An 18,539-nucleotide genomic window follows, 5' to 3' on the forward strand; every position below is an offset into this window, starting at 1 on the left:
ACCTGTCTCTCTAATTGGTTGCCAAGTGGCGCAAGTTTACGCAAAATGCCGCTCATTCAATGGCAAACCTTATTGTTAACATGGCTACAGCAGACTGAGGCAACCGGCGTCGCAGAGAATTAACTAATTGAAAAAATTAAAGATTAATTATCTGCTCATCGGCATTGTAACGTTGCTGTTGGCAGTGGCCCTCTGGCCTTCCCTCCCCTGGATCGGCAAAGCCGAAAACCGTATCGCCGCCATTCAGGAGCGGGGGGAATTGCGCGTCAGTACCCTCAACTCTCCGCTGATTTACAGCGACATCAACGGCAAAATCATTGGACTGGATTATGAACTGGCACAGCAGTTCGCCGATTACCTTGGCGTAAAGCTGAAAATCACCGTCCGCCAGAATATCAACCAGCTGTTTGACGACCTCGATAACGACGATGCCGATATGCTGGCCGCCGGGCTGGTGTATAACAGTGAGCGCAGCAAAAACTATCAGCCGGGCCCGACCTACTACTCCGTTTCGCAGCAGCTGGTTTATCGCGTCGGGAGCCTGCGCCCGCGCTCGCTGGCGTCGATTAACGATCGGCAGCTGACGATTGCCCCCGGCCACGTGGTGATTGACGATCTGCGCGAGCTCAAGGAGAAGAAATATCCCGACCTGAGCTGGACGGTGGATGCGAAACTCGGCACGACGGAGCTGCTGGAGCAGGTAAAAGATCAGAAAGTCCCTTACACCATCGCCGATTCGGTCGCGATCAGCCTGTTCCAGCGGGTGCATCCTGAAATCGCCGTGGCGCTGGACGTCACCGACGAGCAGCCAGTGACCTGGTTTACTCAGCTCGACGACGATCAGACCCTCTCTGCCGCGATGCTCGATTTCTTCAACACCATGAATGAAGACGGTACGCTGGCGCGCCTGGAGGAGAAGTACCTCGGGCATGGTGATGACTTTGACTACGTTGATACCCGCAGCTTCCTGCGTGCGGTAGACAGCGTCCTGCCGGACCTGCAGCCGCTGTTCGAAAAATACGCCCAGGAAATTGACTGGAAACTGCTGGCGGCTATTTCTTATCAGGAATCCCACTGGGATACCCAGGCCACGTCTCCGACTGGCGTACGTGGTTTGATGATGTTAACCAAAAATACCGCGCTGAGCCTGGGCGTCAATGACCGTACCGATGCGGAACAGAGCATCAGCGGCGGCGCGCGCTACCTGCAGGATATGATGGCCAAAGTCCCGGAAACGGTGCCGGAAGAGGAGCGGATCTGGTTCGCGCTGGCGGCCTACAATATGGGCTATGCGCATATGCTGGATGCGCGAGCGCTGACGGCCAAAACGAAAGGCAACCCGGACAGCTGGTCAGACGTAAAGCAGCGGCTGCCGCTGCTGAGCCAGAAGCCATGGTATAACAAGCTGACGTACGGCTACGCGCGCGGGCATGAAGCCTACGCCTACGTGGAAAATATCCGTAAATATCAGATTAGCCTGGTCGGTTATCTGCTGGAGAAAGAGAAAGAGGCGACAGAGGCCAAACGGCTGGCCCAAAGCTACCCTGTCGTGGCGCCGGACGAGCTTAACCGTCCATCGGCTTCAATTCTGCCTTTTGCTGCTTTTTCTGCTGACGGCGCATTCGAAAGAAATCGCTTAATAGCCCCGAACACTCTGGTGCAAGCACCCCGCCGATAGTCTTCACCTGGTGGTTCATCCCCGGGTGACCCAGCACGTCCATCAGCGAACCGGCCGCACCGGTTTTTTCATCCCGCGCACCGAAGACCAGAGTCCCGATCCGGCTGTGTACCATCGCCCCGGAGCACATCACGCACGGCTCCAGCGTCACATACAGCGTGGTATCAAGCAGGCGATAGTTTTGCAGCACCAGACCGCCCTGACGAAGCGCCATGATTTCGGCGTGCGCCGTCGGATCGTGGCGGCCAATGGGACGGTTCCACCCTTCACCAATCACCTGGTTATTATGGACCAGCACGGCGCCCACGGGCACTTCGCCCTCGTCCCAGGCACGCTGAGCGAGCGTTAGCGCGTGGCGCATCCAGTATTCATGCGAGAATTCAGGGTTGGACAACGGTTGATACTCCAGTCGAAAAGCGGGCGGCATTATACACACCCCTTATGGATAAGACTATTCGAGTTGCTGAAGTTCACCTGATGGCGTGACGCGCCAGCGGTGCTGGCAAAAATAGAGCAGCGGGTTGTCCTGCTTGCTGTCGCTGTAGCCGCTGTACAGGCGCAGTGGCGTGCCGATACGTTTTTCCAGCTGGACCACTTTTTCATGCCCCAGGCAGCGCATCGTCAGCACCCAACCGCCGTAACCGCGGGCAATTTGCGTGGCGATAAGATTTACGCGCGGAAGCCAGGGGGTATCAAAGTAGACCTGCTCCACCAGCGTCTGCGGGGAGCCGGTAATCAGCCAGATGTCGGCATCGTTCGCGTCGAGATAGCCGGTCAGGCGCGCCTGCACCACCGGGAATGCGGCAACGTGGCCGCGGAACCACTGCGCAAAATCCTGCTCGAGCTGTTTAAGCCGCGCTTCGCTGTGCCCAAACGTACATCCCCACAGCAGCAGGCTCATCGGCCATCGCGCCGCACGGCCTTTCACCAGCAGCGCGATCCCGATAACAGGTAAGAGCGGTAGCACGAGCAGCGCATTCAGAGGCTGACGCCGCAGCAGGTAACGCATAAACGTACCAAACATATCCTGCTGATGCAGCGTGCCATCCAGGTCGAAAAAGACAACGCGACGCCCGTGATTTGCCAAACCTTACTCCTCTGGGTCGTTGAAACCTAACAGCCAGGTAAACAGGAACCCGGCGATCACCGCTACTAAATAGCCTAACAGATAGAGCACCACTTTTCCGGTCACGATGGTTAATGCCAGCGGTAACCCCGAGAGACCAAAGGTGATGACGGTGGCAACTTTCCAGTAGCTGATCAGCGCCCCGCCTACCGCGCCGCCCAGACAGGCCGCGAGGAACGGTTTACCCAGCGGCAGCGTAACACCGAAAATCAGCGGCTCGCCAATGCCGAGCAGTCCGACCGGGAGTGCGCCTTTAATCATTTTTTTCAGACGCGCGTTGCGGGTTTTCATCAGTACCGCAATTGCCGCACCGACCTGCCCTACACCCGCCATCGACAGGATAGGCAGCAGCGCGTTATAGCCGTGCGCCTGCACCAGCTCGACGTGGATCGGTACCAGCCCCTGATGCAGGCCGGTCAGCACCAGCGGCAGGAAAGTACCCGACAGCACCGCGCCCACTAACAGGCCGCCGCGGTCAATCGCCAGCGACGCACCGTGGGCGATGGCCTCAGAGATCCACCCGCCTAACGGCTGGAGGGCGACAATCGCTACGCTACCGGTAATCAGCGTGGTCAGCAGCGGGTTGAGAATCAGCTCGATGGAGCCTGGCAGAACCGCGCGCAGCCGTTTCTCGATCCAGCACATCAGGATGACCACCAGCAGCACCGCGATCACCCCGCCGCGGCCCGGCTGAAGCGCCTCACCAAACAGCGTAATCTGCGCCAGCTGCGGGCTGGACAAGATGCCCGCCATCACCCCGCCCATCGCCAGCGATCCGCCAAACACCTTCGCGGTATTCACCCCGACCAGAATGTTCATGATGGCGAACACCGCGCTGCCGAAGATCCCGAGAATCCCCAGCAGGTTCGGATACTGCGTGGCGAAATCCCCCACAATATCCGGCCGCTTGAGGATATTAATGATCCCGGTGATCAGGCCTGAGGCAATAAACGCCGGGATCAGCGGAATAAAGACGTTGGCCAGCTGTCGCAGCGCATCGCTCATGGGGGCTTTGTATTTCGCCTTTGCCTGGGCTTTGGTGCGCTCAGCATCGTCAATCGATACGCTCGCACTCACGCCCATCAGCGCGCGCATGGCATCGACAACCTGCGCCGCTTTCCCTGGGCCGACGATCAGCTGGTGCTGCTGCCCCTGTTTCACGTAGCCGCTGACGCCGGAAAGCTGCTTCAGACCCGGCACGTCAAGCTGGTCGTCGTCATGCACCTCGACGCGCACGCGCGTCATGCAGTTTTCGAGACGCTGAATATTTTGTTCCCCACCAATCCCCCGCAGGATACCGCTGGCGAGCGCTGCTGTTTTGTCCATACACGCCTCTGTTAGTGTTCTAATGCCGCCCGTAAGAAACCGTTATGCGCATCGAGTTTGGCTCTTGCGGCCGCCGCATCCAGCCCGCTTAAGATCATCAAAATGGCCGGTTTAACATCGTGATCGGTCTGTTTGAGTACCGCTTCCGCCTCTTCACGTCCTGCGCCCGTCGCCTCCATCACCATGCGGCAGGCTCTGTCCACCAGCTTGACGTTGGTGGCCTGCATATCCACCATCAGGTTCTGATACACCTTGCCGAACTTCACCATCGCGCCGGTGGAGATCATATTGAGCACCAGCTTTTGCGCGGTCCCGGATTTCAGGCGCGTGGAGCCGGTGAGCGCTTCCGGCCCGACAACTGGCGAGATAGCAATTGTGGCCACCTGCGCAATCGGTGAGCCAGGGTTGCAGGAGATGGCGACCGTCGTACAGCCGGTCTGGTTGGCGTATTCCAGCCCGCCAATCACGTACGGCGTGCGCCCGGATGCCGCCAGCCCGACCACCAGATCCTTCGCGGTCAGATTAAGATCCTTCAGGTCATCCTCGCCCAGCTGTTTGTTGTCTTCCGCCCCTTCAACGGCTTTCAACAGCGCACCGGGGCCACCGGCGATCAGCCCAACTACCAGACCATGCGGGACCCCAAAGGTTGGCGGACATTCTGACGCGTCCAGGACCCCTAAACGCCCGCTGGTCCCCGCCCCCATGTAAATAATGCGTCCACCGGCCTTGAGGGCTTCCGCAGCCGCATCGACCGCTTTCGCCACCTCTGGTAATGTCTCTTTCACTGCCTGCGCGACCAGCGTATCCTGTTGATTAAAGCGGTTAACCAGCTCCAGGGTGGAGAGCGCATCCAGATCCATGGTTTGCGGGTTACGTGTTTCAGAAACAAGTGAGCCAAGATTCATTTTTGTTCCTCAAGAATTTTTAATTCATAATAATCACACTATAATGGAATATAAAATTCATTCAGGCGAGCAAAATCCGTATTTGCGCAGATAATCACATTTTCGCCAGGAGACCGTATGAACTGTTTAATTCGCATTCGCCAGCGCTACGCAGGCTTTGCCCAAAGCGACAAGAAGCTGGCGGATTTTCTGCTTTCTCAACCCGATCGCGCGCGCCATCTCAGCTCGCAGCAGCTGGCGAGTGAAGCCGGGGTGAGCCAGTCCAGCGTGGTGAAATTTGCGCAGAAGATTGGCTTTAAGGGATTCCCTGCCCTCAAGCTGGCGATCAGTGAAGCGCTGGTCAGTAATCCTAACCCGCAGTCCATGCCGGTGCATAATCAGATCCGCGGAGACGATCCGATGCGGCTGGTCGGCGAAAAGCTGATCAAAGAGAACGTGGCGGCCATGCATGCGACGCTCGATGTGAATACGGAAGAGAAGCTGCTGGAGAGCGTGGCGATGCTGCGCGGCGCGCGGCGGATCGTTCTGACCGGCATCGGCGCGTCCGGACTTGTGGCGCGTAACTTTGGCTGGAAGCTGACAAAAATTGGCCTTAACGCCATCGTCGAGCAGGATATGCACGCCCTACTGGCGACCGTACAGGCGATGGATCCTGACGATCTGCTGCTGGCGATCTCCTATTCCGGCGAGCGCCGTGAGATCAACATGGCCACCGACGAAGTCCTGCGCGTCGGCGGTAAAATTCTGGCGATCACCGGTTTTACGCCGAATGCCCTACAGCAGCGGGCCACGCGCTGTTTATATACCATTGCCGAGGAACAGGCCACGCGCAGCGCGGCTATCTCGTCCACCAGCGCACAAATGATGCTGACGGACCTGCTGTTTATGGCACTGGTGCAGCAGGATCTGGAGCGTGCGCCCGAGCGCATTCGCCACAGCGAAGAACTGGTAAAGAAACTGGTTTGACGCGTATAATGCCCGCCCAGTTTGTGTTGTTTCTGAGAATTTCCTGATGGCGCTGTTAATTACCAAAAAATGCATTAATTGCGATATGTGCGAGCCCGAATGCCCGAACCAGGCCATTTCGATGGGCGACAGCATTTATGAGATTAACAGCGACCGCTGCACCGAATGCATCGGCCACTATGAGACGCCGACCTGTCAGAAAGTGTGCCCGATCCCCAATACCATCCTGAAGGATCCGGCACACGTCGAGAGCGAAGAGCAGCTGTGGGATAAGTTTGTCCTGATGCACCACGCGGACAAACTTTAACTTTCGATGATCACCGTTGCGCTGGCATAGTGACGCTCATCCGCGATCGTCACGTGGACGTGATTCACGCCGAGCTTCTCTGCCAGCTTTTGCGCCTCGCCCCATAAACGCAGGCTTGGCTTACCCAGCTCATCGTTAAACACTTCAAACTGGTTGAACGCCAGACCGTTACGAATGCCGGTCCCGAAGGCTTTGGCGGCCGCCTCTTTTACCGCAAAACGCTTCGCCAGAAAACGCACCGGCTGCTGATGCGCTTCCCAGATGGCCCATTCGTTATCGCTCAGCACGCGCCTTGCGAGGCGATCGCCGCTGCGGGCGATCACCGCTTCAATGCGGGCTATTTCCACGATATCGGTGCCTAAGCCCAGAATGGCCATTACTGACGCGCTTCCAGCATCAGGCGTTTCATTTCTGCGACCGCCTCTTTCAGGCCGCTCATCACCGCGCGCCCAACGATCGCGTGACCGATGTTCAGCTCGTGCATTTCCGGGATGGCGGCAATGGCCTTCACGTTATGGTAGGTCAGGCCGTGACCGGCATTGACCTTCAGACCCAGGCTCGCCGCGTAGGTGGCCGCCTTAGCAATACGCTCCAGCTCTTTCGCCTGCTCGGCATCGTTTTTAGCATCGGCATAGCAGCCGGTGTGAATTTCGATATACGGCGCGCCCACGTCGGCTGCCGCTTTAATCTGGGTGAAATCGGCGTCAATAAACAGCGAAACCAGGATACCGGCATCAGCCAGGCGCTTGCAGGCATCGTGCATTTTGTCGAGCTGGCCGGCCACGTCCAGACCGCCTTCGGTCGTGACTTCCTGGCGTTTTTCCGGCACCAGGCAGCAGAAGTGCGGCTGGGTCTCACAGGCAATCGCCAGCATCTCTTCGGTGACTGCCATCTCCAGATTCATACGGGTGTCCAGCGTCTGACGCAGAATGCGAACGTCGCGGTCAGTGATGTGGCGACGGTCTTCACGCAGGTGAACGGTAATGCCGTCGGCGCCAGCCTGTTCAGCGATAAACGCCGCCTGAACCGGATCGGGATACGCCGTGCCGCGCGCATTACGCAGCGTGGCGATGTGATCGATGTTGACGCCTAACAGTAATTCAGCCATGACAATCCTCGGTATTTTGGTTCATTTCCCTCCCCCTCTCCCTCCGGGAGAGGGCTGGGGTGAGGGGGAAAAACGTTAACGTTTCGGCACAAACTGCCTGAATAATTCCCGGCTCTTTAAGGGCTTGCCGCCAAGATACGGCTTGAGGGCAATCCGGGTAAAGCGTTTTGCTGCGCGCAGGGTATCCTGATCGGGAAACTCGCGCTCATAAAGCGCCCTGAGCTGACGCCCGGTAAAGGTGCTGTTGTCGATCACGACGCTGGCAATGAAGCCTTTTTCTTCACGGTAGCGGTAGGTCATGGTGTCTTCCACTTCGTCACCGCTGCCCGCACAGTGCAGAAAATCAACCCCGTACCCAAGATGGCCCAACAGCGCCAGCTCAAAACGCCGCAGCGCAGGCTCGGGCGTACCGGTTGCGCCAGCCAGCGCCTGGATACAGTGCAGATAATCAAAGAAAAGTTCAGAGAAGCGGGTCTCATGTTCAAGAACGCGTGAGATGAGTTCGTTGACATACAGACCGCTATAGAGCGTGATGCCGGAGAGAGGAAGCGCCAGGGAGACGGCTTCGGCGCTGCGCAGGGTTTTAACTTCCCCTCGCCCACCAAAACGTACCAGCAGTGGCGTGAAAGGCTGTAAGGCACCTTTCAGGTTAGAACGTTTGGAACGTGCGCCTTTTGCAACCAGGCGCACGCGGCCCGACTCTTCCGTGAAGACGTCCAGCATCAGGCTGGTTTCGCTCCAGGGACGACTATGCAGGACAAAGGCGCGCTGCCATCCATCCATATGCTCGTCGTCTTGTGTTACTGGTCTTCGCCGTAACCGAGGCTGCGCAGAGCACGCTCATCATCGGCCCAGCCAGATTTCACTTTCACCCACAGTTCAAGGTGAACCGGCGCTTCGAACATCTCCTGCATGTCCTTTCGGGCTTCGATGCCGATGGTTTTGATCTTGGCGCCTTTATTGCCGATCACCATCTTCTTCTGCCCTTCACGCTCAACGAGGATCAGGCCGTTGATGTCGTAGCCGCCACGCTCGTTGCTCTGGAAACGCTCGATCTCCACCGTCACAGAGTACGGCAGCTCAGCGCCCAGGAAACGCATCAGCTTTTCACGGATGATTTCAGACGCCATAAAGCGCTGAGAGCGATCGGTGATGTACTCTTCCGGGAAGTGATGAATCGCTTCCGGCAGATGTTTGCGCACGATGCCCGCGATAGTATCCACGTTCAGACCCGTCTCCGCAGACAGCGGAACGATGTCGAGGAAGTTCATCTGGCTACCGAGCCACTGCAGATGCGGCAGCAGATCGGCCTTTTCCTGCACGTTGTCAACTTTGTTGACGGCGAGGATGACCGGCGTTTTGCCGTCGCGCAGCTTGTTCAGCACCATCTCGTCGTCCGGCGTCCAGCGGGTGCCTTCCACAACGAAAATCACCAGCTCCACGTCGCCAATCGAGCTGCTCGCCGCCTTGTTCATCAGACGGTTGATGGCACGCTTCTCTTCCATGTGCAGGCCCGGTGTATCGACGTAGATCGCCTGATACGCGCCTTCAGTATGGATACCGACGATGCGGTGACGCGTGGTCTGTGCCTTACGCGAGGTGATAGAAATCTTCTGCCCAAGCAGATTATTCAACAGGGTGGATTTGCCGACGTTCGGACGTCCGACGATGGCAATAAATCCGCAATAAGTCTTTTCTTCGCTCATTCCAGCTCCAGCATTTTTAACGCCTGTTCGGCGGCAGCCTGTTCAGCCTTACGACGGCTTGAACCTGTGCCCACCACCGGTTCACTCAGGCCACTGACCTGGCAATGGATGGTAAATTCCTGATCGTGCGCTTCGCCACGAACCTGCACCACCAGATAAGATGGCAGCGGCAGATGACGGCCCTGCAAATATTCCTGCAGACGCGTTTTGGGATCTTTTTGTTTATCGCCCGGGCTGATTTCGTCCAGACGGGTCTGATACCAGTTCAGGATCAGCTTTTCGACGGTCTGGATATCGCTGTCCAGGAACACACCACCAATTAATGCTTCGACCGTATCGGCAAGAATAGATTCACGACGGAAGCCGCCGCTTTTCAGTTCACCCGGCCCAAGACGCAGACATTCGCCCAGCTCAAATTCGCGCGCGATTTCCGCAAGGGTATTTCCCCGAACCAGCGTGGCACGCATGCGGCTCATATCACCTTCATCCACGCGCGGGAAACGATGATAAAGCGCATTCGCAATCACGAAACTTAAAATAGAGTCGCCTAAAAACTCGAGACGCTCATTATGTTTGCTGCTGGCACTGCGGTGGGTTAATGCCTGTTGCAACAACTCCTGATGATGAAAAGTGTAGCCCAGCTTCCGTTGAAGCCGATTAATTACGATGGGGTTCATGCGATACCAATAAATGAATGCGTCAAAAATGCAGCACACGAAACCGACCTGAGAAAACCAACGCGGTTTCGTGTGCCGTGGCACCCTTGCAGGGCCAACCTTAAACTTCGGGGGAATATTCTATACACAACGACAGGGGATGTCGTTAGTTCGAAGAGATTTATCGGTGAAATAATTCGTGTAGCCGCTTTAATTAGCGGCTACACGTTCATTTAGTGAGAATTAATGGATTCCGCCAATACGATTCAGGCGTACGCCGGTCGGCCATTCGCCTTCCTGCTTCTCAAAACTCATCCAGATTGCGGTCGCTTTACCGACCAGATTCGCTTCCGGCACAAAGCCCCAGTAACGGCTGTCCGCAGAATTATCGCGGTTGTCACCCATCATGAAGTAATGGCCTGGCGGTACAATCCAGCTTGCCAGCTGCTGGCCCGGCTGACGATAGTACATACCCACTTGATCCTGCGCGATTGGCACGGTGAGGATCCGGTGCGTCACGTCACCCAGCGTCTCTTTGCGCTCAACCAGACGAATACCGTTTTCTTTGGTTTCGCCTTTCGGTACCTGGAAGAATCCGCTGCTCGCTTCGCCGCCGTTGTGACGGGCAAAGGTCTGCACAAAATCACTTGGCTCAACGTTTGAGTAAGTGATTGGCAGCGCGTTTTCACATGCAGTACCGGAGCTGCAGCCTGGCTGAACGGTGACTTCTTTCGCAACCGGATCGTAAGTCACTTTGTCACCCGGCAGACCTACCGCGCGCTTGATGTAGTCCAGGCGCGGATCTTCCGGATATTTGAACACCACGATGTCGCCACGTTTCGGATGACCGGTCTCGATCAGCGTTTTCTGGTAGATCGGATCTTTAATGCCGTAGGCAAACTTCTCTACCAGAATAAAATCACCAATCAGCAGCGTTGGCATCATTGAACCTGATGGGATCTGGAACGGTTCGTAAATAAACGAACGTACCACCAGCACAATCGCCAGCACCGGAAACACCGAGGCGCCCGTTTCCAGCCAGCCCGGTTTCGGACCGACTTTCTTCAGGGTTTTCGCGTCAATACCATCGCCAGTGGCTGCCTGTGCGGCAGCCTGACGTTCACGACGTTTTGGGGCGAAGATAAACTTATCCAGACACCACAGCAGACCTGTCACCAGGGTAGCAATGACCAGGATCAGGGCAAACATGTTCGCCATGCCAACTCCTTAGGGTTATTTGCCGTCTTTACCAACATGAAGGATGGCAAGGAATGCTTCCTGCGGCAGCTCGACGTTACCGACCTGCTTCATACGCTTCTTACCTTCTTTCTGCTTCTGCAGCAGCTTTTTCTTACGGCTGACGTCACCGCCATAGCACTTCGCCAGAACGTTTTTACGCAGCTGTTTCACGGTAGAACGCGCGATAATGTGGTTGCCAATGGCCGCCTGAATCGCGATATCGAACTGCTGACGCGGGATCAGATCTTTCATCTTCTCAACCAGCTCGCGGCCACGGTATGGCGCATTGTCGTTGTGGGTGATCAGCGCCAGCGCATCCACACGCTCGCCGTTGATCAGCACGTCCACACGCACCATGTTGGAGGCCTGGAAGCGTTTGAAGTTGTAATCCAGTGACGCATAGCCACGGGAGGTGGACTTCAGACGGTCGAAGAAGTCGAGTACCACTTCCGCCATCGGGATTTCGTAGGTCAGTGCGACCTGGTTACCGTGGTAAACCATGTTGGTCTGCACGCCGCGCTTCTCAATACACAGCGTAATGACGTTACCGAGGAATTCCTGCGGCAGCAGCATATGACATTCGGCAATAGGCTCACGCAGCTCGTGAATATTGTTCAGCGGCGGCAGCTTGGACGGGCTGTCGACGTAGATCACTTCTTTCGAGGTGGTTTCAACTTCATACACTACCGTCGGCGCAGTGGTGATGAGGTCCAGATCGTATTCACGCTCCAGACGTTCCTGAATGATCTCCATGTGCAGCAGACCGAGGAAGCCGCAGCGGAAGCCGAAGCCCAGCGCCGTTGAGCTTTCTGGCTCGTAGAACAGGGAGGCATCGTTCAGGCTCAGTTTGCCAAGCGCATCACGGAAGTTTTCATAGTCGTCAGAGCTGACCGGGAACAGGCCCGCGTAAACCTGCGGTTTCACCTTTTTAAAGCCTGGCAGCGCTTTTTCTGCCGGATTACGCGCACCGGTCAGGGTATCGCCCACCGGCGCACCGAGGATGTCTTTAATGGCGCACACCAGCCAGCCTACCTCGCCGCATGTCAGCTCGGTACGGTCAACCTGTTTTGGCGTGAAGATACCCAGACGGTCGGCGTTATAAACCTGTCCGGTACTCATAACCTTGATTTTGTCGCCTTTGCGCATGGTGCCGTTTTTAATACGCACCAGGGAGACAACGCCCAGATAGTTATCGAACCAGGAGTCGATAATCAGCGCCTGCAGCGGGGCATCCGGATCGCCTTCCGGGGCCGGAATATCACGTACCAGACGTTCCAGCACGTCGGTCACGCCGACGCCGGTTTTCGCAGAGCAGCGCACGGCATCGGTCGCGTCAATACCGACAATATCTTCAATCTCTTCCGCGACGCGCTCAGGATCGGCGGCTGGCAGGTCAATCTTGTTCAGAACCGGCACAACTTCGAGATCCATTTCCATCGCGGTGTAGCAGTTTGCCAATGTCTGGGCTTCTACGCCCTGCCCGGCATCGACTACCAGCAGCGCGCCTTCACAGGCCGCGAGCGAGCGTGAAACCTCATAGGAGAAGTCAACGTGGCCTGGGGTGTCGATAAAGTTCAGCTGATAGGTTTCGCCGTCAGCCGCCTTGTAATCCAGCGTGACGCTCTGCGCCTTGATGGTGATACCGCGTTCGCGTTCCAGGTCCATGGAGTCCAGAACCTGGGCTTCCATTTCACGATCAGACAGGCCACCGCAAATCTGGATAATACGGTCAGACAGCGTCGACTTACCGTGGTCAATGTGAGCAATGATCGAAAAGTTACGTATGTTCTTCATATAGTTAAATAATTATGCCTTACGAATTCCTGGAGGCCGCTGTTCTTAGCCTGACGTTTTTCAGTGCGAAAACGCAGCATTCTACACTACATCTCCGCTACCTGGAAATGGACTTAGCGCCAGGTATAGCGTGAAGAAAGGACGTTTTCTGTTTTAAGACGTAAAAATGACAAAGCCCGATGAATCACCGGGCCTCAGAAGAGAGCGTCTCAACGCGAAGCTGGTCTGGCGCCAGCCCAACGCTGAGAATGACAGGCTGCCACTCCTCGCGCGCGGCAAGCGTCGGGGAGAGGCCTTTGGCAAGCCAGAATCCCCCCAGACCACCTAATGCGGCACCGCACATGGCGGCACCGTCGGTGCCAAACAGCATCTGGAAAACGCCGCCCATGATAAACAGCCCGAGCAGCGGAGAGAGATAGACCAGCATGGCGGAACTGAGCAGACTGCCTTCCGCGATGCCGAGTTCAACCTTCTGCCCGGCCATCAGCGGCTGTTCGCTCGGCACAGAAATCGTGTGCGAGGTTTGCGGCCCGAGCTTATTCAGCACGCGGCTGCCGCAACCGGCTCGGGATGCGCAGCTATTGCATGAGGCTTTTACATCGCAGCTCACCAGCGCGATGCCGTTTTGCCACGAGACTACCGTCGCCCATTCTTTGATCATTGTGCGGCCCTGAATTTAATGCTGTCGGAGATGCGCTTCGCCGTTTGCGGAGGAAGTTCCCCCACAATGGTGATCTCTGCATTATCGCGTACCGTTGTGCTCACCGTACGGCGCCCGGTACGCAGAATTTGTTCAGTGCTGTTTGCCGTTGCGCGATTGATATTCACCGAGAAGCTGAACAAACCATCGGAATAGAGGCGTGATTCCACCGGCGTTTCAATCGTTGGCAGCTGGCGACGGCTGCTGGACACTTCGCTAAATCCTTGCGGGATCCAGGCAGGTACCCAGTTGAAATTAACGGAATCGCCTGCCGGAACGGAAAGCAGCGGCGGCAGGCTGGCCTTAGCCAGATTCTGCATGCTGTTGCCAACCTGGTTGTTCACGCTAAAGGAGATAACGCGGAACTGTTCCAGCGTTTCACCGTCACGGTCAAGCAGGTCTACACGCATGGGGAGTTTGGTTTCCGCGTCAATCCAGACAATATAGCTGTAGCGCGTTCCATCCCGGGCGACAACGCGGATCACCTCACACAGTCTGTCCGCAATACGCGTACGCCCTACCGAAATAAAATCGTAGTAAGGGGCAAGCCGTTTGAAGTCGGTGTAAATGAGTGACGGCAGGGAATCAACGATATAGTCGCCATTGAGCGTGAAAGGCTCCAGGCCGGGTTCGAAATAGCTGATTTCGTTACCACGCTGGACAACTTCCCGACGCGGGCCATCCATCTGTAAAAGCTGGGCGAGCGGCTGATTATCAAGACGGGCATGGCGATAGCGTAACGACTCGACGCCCTGCTTATTGATGCTGATAAATGCCAACTCGTAATTGAGTGACTGGCTGGCCAGATTCATTTGCTGCAACAACGCCCCGGATGATACATCAGCCGAGGCGTTGGCAGAGAAGAACAGGCTACCCGCCATCAGAGACATGGCGAACCAAAGTTGCTTCATTACTGCGATTGCGTTCCTAAAGTTTGGTTTCCGGGCACCTGCACAGCAGCTTGCTGTGTCTGCGCCTGCTCAAACTGAAGCTGTTCAGAGTGCAGACGACGCTGCAACTCGTAATCCTGCAACATCGCATTAATGCGACGGCGCTGCTCCTGAACCTGCTGTTGCTGGCCGCCGCTGGCGGAAGCATCAGCCGGTACGCCCAGGCTTACCGGGCTGGCTTTGCCCATCATCGGCAGCGTGTTAAACACTGGCGCTTCTGGCTGCTGATTAGTTTCAGACTGAGTATTATAGTGCTGGACGCCAACGATAACTGCAAGCGATACGCATGCAGCCACACCCATTTGGGTAAGCTGGCTGGCCCATGGACGCACTTTTTGCCAGAATGGCATTTTCTGCCACTGGTGAGGTGCGGGTTGAGCTTCAGGAATCAGCGGAGTGGTCTGATGAACAGGCTCATTCTCAATCGCCGCCATGACGCGGGCTGAGATATCGAAATGGAGAACCTCGCCGGTGTCACCGCGAAGGGTGTCACGGATGAGATGGTAACTCTCCCAGGTCTCTTGCATTTCGGGAGAATGAGACAGCTCGTTGAGCAGCTCACTATCCACCGTTTCACCATCCATTAAAGCGGAAAGTTTTTCTTTCTGCATGCCTAATACCTTTTCCAGTATCCCGCTATCGTCAACGCCTGATAAGCGGTTGAACTTTATTATCAATAGCTTCTCGCGCACGGAAAATTCGTGAACGTACCGTGCCGACCGGACAATCCATGATAGCGGCTATCTCTTCATAGCTCAGACCATCCAGCTCCCGTAACGTAATTGCCATGCGTAAATCTTCCGGGAGCGACTCGATCGTGCGAAAAACGATTTGTCTCAGTTCTTCTGACAACATTAAGTTCTCAGGGTTCGAAATTTCTTTCAATGCGCCGCCACTTTCGAAGTTTTCGGCGTCGATTGCGTCCACATCACTAGAAGGCGGACGACGGCCCTGAGCGACCAGATAATTCTTTGCCGTATTGACCGCAATACGGTACAGCCAGGTATAAAAAGCACTATCTCCCCGGAACGAATCCAGCGCGCGATAGGCCTTAATAAAAGACTCTTGCACCACATCAGGCACATCGCCTGACGGTACATAGCGGGAAACCAGGCTCGCCACCTTATGCTGGTAGCGCACCACCAGTAAGTTAAAGGCTTTCTGATCTCCCTTCTGGACCCGTTCAACCAGGACCTGGTCCGTTAACTGCTCGCTCATCCGAGGTAATGTCTCCCCAAACCTAAATTCCACGCGTTATCGAAACGCCACTCTAAAAATACCGCACTTTGAGCAAGCACCGAATTAGAGTGTCTGATCTTCAATAAGTTCCGTAACGCCTTTGTTTTTGTTCATCGCGCCGCAGACTGTTCATTTTCTCTCATTATAAGTCTGTTCACGATACGCACCACTTTCTGACAAGAAACATCTTTTTCCCGCCAGAAGAGTAACGCAACCCAGTCTTTATTTCATCACAAAATCTGACGCTAACGATCTGCTTCGCAAAATAATTTCACTCATTTACCCTCCGTTTACCTCCGCTTACGCGTTTAGCCATTGCAACACCCGTTAAAAAAAACGTGCGATAAATCGCATTCAGGTGCTATTCTGAGCCAACACTGTTTAGTAAATTAAACAACAATCATGAACACAACACCTGAACTCCATTGTGATGTACTGATCATCGGCAGCGGCGCTGCCGGTCTCTCTCTGGCGCTACGCCTGGCCGAGCATCAAAACGTTATCGTTCTGAGTAAAGGGCCGATAAGCGAGGGTTCCACGTTTTATGCCCAGGGCGGGATTGCCGCCGTGTTTGATGAGACAGACAGCATTGCCTCCCACGTCGACGATACGCTGATTGCCGGGGCCGGGATCGTGGATGCGCACGCCGCAGAGTTTGTTGCCAGCAATGCCCGCCATTGCGTGCAGTGGCTCATCGACCAGGGCGTCTTATTCGATACGCAGGTTCAACCCAACGGTGAAGAGAGCTATCACCTGACGCGCGAAGGCGGCCATAGCCACCGCCGCATCCTGCACGCAGCGGATGCCACCGGAAAAGAAGTGGAGACCACGCTGGTCGGCAAGGCGCTGAGCCATCCTAATATTCGGGTGCTTGAACGAAGTAACGCCGTTGATCTGATTATCTCCGACAAGATTGGCCTGCCGGGCACGCGTCGTGTGGTGGGCGCCTGGGTGTGGAACCGCAATAAAGAGAAGGTGGAAACCTGCCAGGCGAAGGCTGTGGTGCTGGCCACGGGCGGCGCCTCTAAAGTGTATCAGTACACCACGAACCCGGACATTGCCTCCGGAGACGGTATCGCGATGGCCTGGCGCGCTGGCTGCCGGGTGGCGAATCTTGAGTTCAATCAGTTTCACCCAACCGCCCTGTTCCATCCTCAGGCGCGCAACTTCCTGCTGACGGAAGCCCTGCGCGGCGAAGGCGCCTATCTGAAACGCCCTGACGGCACCCGCTTTATGCCGGACTTTGACGCCCGTGGCGAACTGGCCCCGCGCGATATCGTTGCCCGCGCCATCGACCATGAAATGAAGCGTCTTGGCGTGGACTGCATGTATCTTGATATCAGCCACAAGCCAGCAGAGTTTATTCGTCAGCACTTCCCGATGATTTACGAAAAACTGCTCAACCTTGGCATCGATTTAACCCGCGATCCGGTACCCATTGTGCCAGCCGCCCACTACACCTGCGGTGGGGTGATGGTTGACGATCATGGGCGTACCGATGTGGATGGTCTTTATGCTATTGGTGAGGTCAGTTATACCGGACTTCACGGCGCGAACCGTATGGCCTCTAACTCGCTGCTGGAGTGCCTGGTCTACGGCTGGTCGGCCGCAGAAGACATCACGAAACGCATGCCCTACGCCCGCGAAACAGAGCGCCTGTCTGCCTGGGATGAAAGCCGCGTGGAAAATCCGGACGAGCTGGTCGTGATCCAGCACAACTGGCATGAGCTACGGTTGTTTATGTGGGATTACGTCGGGATTGTGCGCACCACGAAACGTCTTGAACGCGCGTTGCGCCGCATCACTATGCTGCAGCAGGAAATTGACGAGTATTATGCCAATTTTCGCGTATCGAATAATCTGCTGGAGCTGCGCAACCTGGTGCAGGTTGCCGAGCTAATCGTTCGCTGCGCGATGATGCGTAAAGAGAGCCGGGGGTTGCACTATACCCTGGACTACCCGGATCAGCTTGCTGAATCCGGCCCGTCGATCCTCGCCCCGCAGCTTTACATAAACAGATAAAACGCCTGGGTCAGGGCAGTGTAATCTTCGGAATAACGCTGGTCTGGCCCACGGATCACCATTCGATCGTTAAAGCATTCCCCCTCTTTCGGCGAGAGCGCCAGCAGCACGCGGTGCGGCAGTCGGCCTTCGGTATCCGAAATGTCGGTACGCAGACGCAACGTCCAGCCGATCTCCTGCGCGATACCGATGAACGTGTTGCCCGTACTCTCAGGCAGGACCACGCAGAAAAAACCCTCTTCGGAGATAAGCTCGGCCGCGCTGGTGAGCAGCGCTTTATGATCGAGGGAACGGGTATAACGCGCCTGTTCGCGCTCGGGTGTCCCGCACTCAACGCCGGGCTCGTAGTAGGGAGGGTTGCTGACGATTAAATCGTAACGCGCGGTTTGTTCAGGCGCCCAGGCGAGCACATCCGCACATTCCACTTTCATGCGGGCTGCCCAGGGCGATTCGGCCATATTGTCACTCGCCTGCTCTGCCGCCTGCGCGTCCAGTTCGACGGCATCAATGGTGACATGCTCTTCCGTGCGCTGCGCCAGCATCAATGCCACCAGCCCGCTGCCGGTACCGATATCAAGAATACGCTTAACCCCTGCGACAGGCGCCCACGCTCCCAGTAAAATACCGTCTGTACCGACCTTCATGGCACAGCGATCGTGAGCGACAAAAAATTGTTTAAACGTAAAACCATCGCGGCGCAGCTGCGCTTTGAGTTGAGACATGTCGGGGCAACCTTCTAAGTGAAACTGGAGTAGCATAGGGGAAAGCGAAGTGGCCGAAAAGCGATATCCATACAAACAGATGAAGATTACAGCCG

21 protein-coding genes are annotated in these 18,539 nt (G+C 56.1%); 4 read left to right on the forward strand and 17 right to left on the reverse strand.

Features of this window, described 5'->3' with window-relative positions:
* Positions 1-127 precede the first annotated feature (127 nt).
* Positions 128-1,678, forward strand: coding sequence for a membrane-bound lytic murein transglycosylase MltF (mltF, locus tag C6A40_RS11495; protein ID WP_045335342.1), 1,551 nt, complete (start codon positions 128-130; stop codon positions 1,676-1,678).
* Here the strand turns inward: mltF and tadA are convergent.
* From tadA to murQ, 4 genes are read right to left on the reverse strand one after another with little or no spacing between them, the layout of a single operon-like run.
* Positions 1,566-2,105 carry a tRNA adenosine(34) deaminase TadA gene (gene tadA / locus C6A40_RS11500; protein ID WP_045335343.1) on the reverse strand — a complete coding sequence of 180 codons (540 nt, stop codon included), beginning with the start codon at positions 2,103-2,105 and terminating at the stop codon, positions 1,566-1,568. The genes mltF and tadA overlap by 113 nt on opposite strands.
* Before the next feature lie 24 nt (positions 2,106-2,129).
* Complete coding sequence (gene yfhb, locus C6A40_RS11505; RefSeq protein WP_021241877.1) at positions 2,130-2,765, reverse strand: phosphatidylglycerophosphatase C; 636 nt, start codon at positions 2,763-2,765, stop codon at positions 2,130-2,132.
* Positions 2,766-2,768: 3 nt separating this feature from the next.
* A complete protein-coding gene (locus tag C6A40_RS11510) occupies positions 2,769-4,130 on the reverse strand; it encodes a PTS transporter subunit EIIC (protein WP_045335344.1) in 1,362 nt (453 codons plus the stop codon).
* 11 nt (positions 4,131-4,141) lie between these two features.
* The gene (murQ, locus tag C6A40_RS11515) at positions 4,142-5,035 is read right to left on the reverse strand and encodes an N-acetylmuramic acid 6-phosphate etherase (RefSeq protein WP_008502175.1); all 894 of its coding nucleotides are present in this window, start codon (positions 5,033-5,035) and stop codon (positions 4,142-4,144) included.
* Positions 5,036-5,152: 117 nt separating this feature from the next.
* Between murQ and C6A40_RS11520 the strand changes: the two genes are divergently transcribed.
* Both C6A40_RS11520 and C6A40_RS11525 read left to right on the forward strand, forming a co-directional pair.
* Positions 5,153-6,001 (forward strand): MurR/RpiR family transcriptional regulator, encoded by an 849-nt coding sequence (locus C6A40_RS11520; RefSeq protein WP_008502176.1) that lies wholly within the window; start codon positions 5,153-5,155, stop codon positions 5,999-6,001.
* Positions 6,002-6,047: 46 nt separating this feature from the next.
* Positions 6,048-6,308, forward strand: coding sequence for a YfhL family 4Fe-4S dicluster ferredoxin (locus tag C6A40_RS11525; protein WP_008502177.1), 261 nt, complete (start codon positions 6,048-6,050; stop codon positions 6,306-6,308).
* On the opposite strand, the gene acpS is transcribed toward C6A40_RS11525, so the two are convergent.
* The 12 genes from acpS to rseD all read right to left on the reverse strand — a co-directional run bounded on the left by acpS (position 6,305) and on the right by rseD (position 15,759).
* A complete protein-coding gene (acpS, locus tag C6A40_RS11530) occupies positions 6,305-6,685 on the reverse strand; it encodes a holo-ACP synthase (protein ID WP_008502178.1) in 381 nt (126 codons plus the stop codon). The genes C6A40_RS11525 and acpS overlap by 4 nt on opposite strands.
* Positions 6,685-7,416, reverse strand: coding sequence for a pyridoxine 5'-phosphate synthase (pdxJ, locus tag C6A40_RS11535; protein ID WP_045335345.1), 732 nt, complete (start codon positions 7,414-7,416; stop codon positions 6,685-6,687). The genes acpS and pdxJ overlap by 1 nt, the downstream gene beginning before the upstream one ends.
* Before the next feature lie 75 nt (positions 7,417-7,491).
* The gene (recO, locus tag C6A40_RS11540; protein WP_008502180.1) at positions 7,492-8,199 is read right to left on the reverse strand and encodes a DNA repair protein RecO; all 708 of its coding nucleotides are present in this window, start codon (positions 8,197-8,199) and stop codon (positions 7,492-7,494) included.
* Between the two features lie 17 nt (positions 8,200-8,216).
* Positions 8,217-9,122 (reverse strand): GTPase Era, encoded by a 906-nt coding sequence (gene era, locus C6A40_RS11545; RefSeq protein ID WP_008502181.1) that lies wholly within the window; start codon positions 9,120-9,122, stop codon positions 8,217-8,219.
* Entirely contained in the window at positions 9,119-9,799 is a 681-nt protein-coding gene (gene rnc / locus C6A40_RS11550) for a ribonuclease III (protein ID WP_003860711.1), read from the reverse strand. The genes era and rnc overlap by 4 nt, the downstream gene beginning before the upstream one ends.
* Positions 9,800-10,021: 222 nt before the next feature.
* Entirely contained in the window at positions 10,022-10,996 is a 975-nt protein-coding gene (gene lepB, locus C6A40_RS11560) for a signal peptidase I (RefSeq protein ID WP_045335346.1), read from the reverse strand.
* 15 nt (positions 10,997-11,011) lie between these two features.
* A complete protein-coding gene (gene lepA, locus C6A40_RS11565) occupies positions 11,012-12,811 on the reverse strand; it encodes a translation elongation factor 4 (RefSeq protein ID WP_008502183.1) in 1,800 nt (599 codons plus the stop codon).
* Positions 12,812-12,995: 184 nt separating this feature from the next.
* Positions 12,996-13,472: a SoxR-reducing system protein RseC gene (rseC, locus tag C6A40_RS11570; RefSeq protein ID WP_008502184.1), complete on the reverse strand. Its 477-nt coding sequence runs from the start codon at positions 13,470-13,472 to the stop codon at positions 12,996-12,998.
* Positions 13,469-14,422: a sigma-E factor regulatory protein RseB gene (gene rseB / locus C6A40_RS11575; protein WP_008502185.1), complete on the reverse strand. Its 954-nt coding sequence runs from the start codon at positions 14,420-14,422 to the stop codon at positions 13,469-13,471. The genes rseC and rseB overlap by 4 nt, the downstream gene beginning before the upstream one ends.
* Complete coding sequence (gene rseA / locus C6A40_RS11580; RefSeq protein ID WP_008502186.1) at positions 14,422-15,072, reverse strand: anti-sigma-E factor RseA; 651 nt, start codon at positions 15,070-15,072, stop codon at positions 14,422-14,424. The genes rseB and rseA overlap by 1 nt, the downstream gene beginning before the upstream one ends.
* Before the next feature lie 31 nt (positions 15,073-15,103).
* Positions 15,104-15,679 carry an RNA polymerase sigma factor RpoE gene (gene rpoE, locus C6A40_RS11585; RefSeq protein ID WP_006176728.1) on the reverse strand — a complete coding sequence of 192 codons (576 nt, stop codon included), beginning with the start codon at positions 15,677-15,679 and terminating at the stop codon, positions 15,104-15,106.
* The gene (gene rseD / locus C6A40_RS25605) at positions 15,676-15,759 is read right to left on the reverse strand and encodes a rpoE leader peptide RseD (protein ID WP_223605340.1); all 84 of its coding nucleotides are present in this window, start codon (positions 15,757-15,759) and stop codon (positions 15,676-15,678) included. The genes rpoE and rseD overlap by 4 nt, the downstream gene beginning before the upstream one ends.
* Positions 15,760-16,102: 343 nt before the next feature.
* On the opposite strand from rseD, the gene nadB reads away from it, so the two are divergent.
* On the forward strand, positions 16,103-17,722 hold the full coding sequence (gene nadB, locus C6A40_RS11590) for an L-aspartate oxidase (RefSeq protein ID WP_045335348.1): 1,620 nt from the start codon (positions 16,103-16,105) through the stop codon (positions 17,720-17,722).
* Here the strand turns inward: nadB and trmN are convergent.
* Complete coding sequence (gene trmN / locus C6A40_RS11595) at positions 17,707-18,444, reverse strand: tRNA(1)(Val) (adenine(37)-N(6))-methyltransferase TrmN (RefSeq protein ID WP_032675352.1); 738 nt, start codon at positions 18,442-18,444, stop codon at positions 17,707-17,709. The two genes, nadB and trmN, sit on opposite strands and share 16 nt — an antisense overlap.
* Positions 18,445-18,539: the final 95 nt, after the last annotated feature.

The organism is Enterobacter sp. GER_MD16_1505_Eko_090 (assembly GCF_003331015.1).
Lineage (GTDB): Bacteria > Pseudomonadota > Gammaproteobacteria > Enterobacterales > Enterobacteriaceae > Enterobacter > Enterobacter roggenkampii.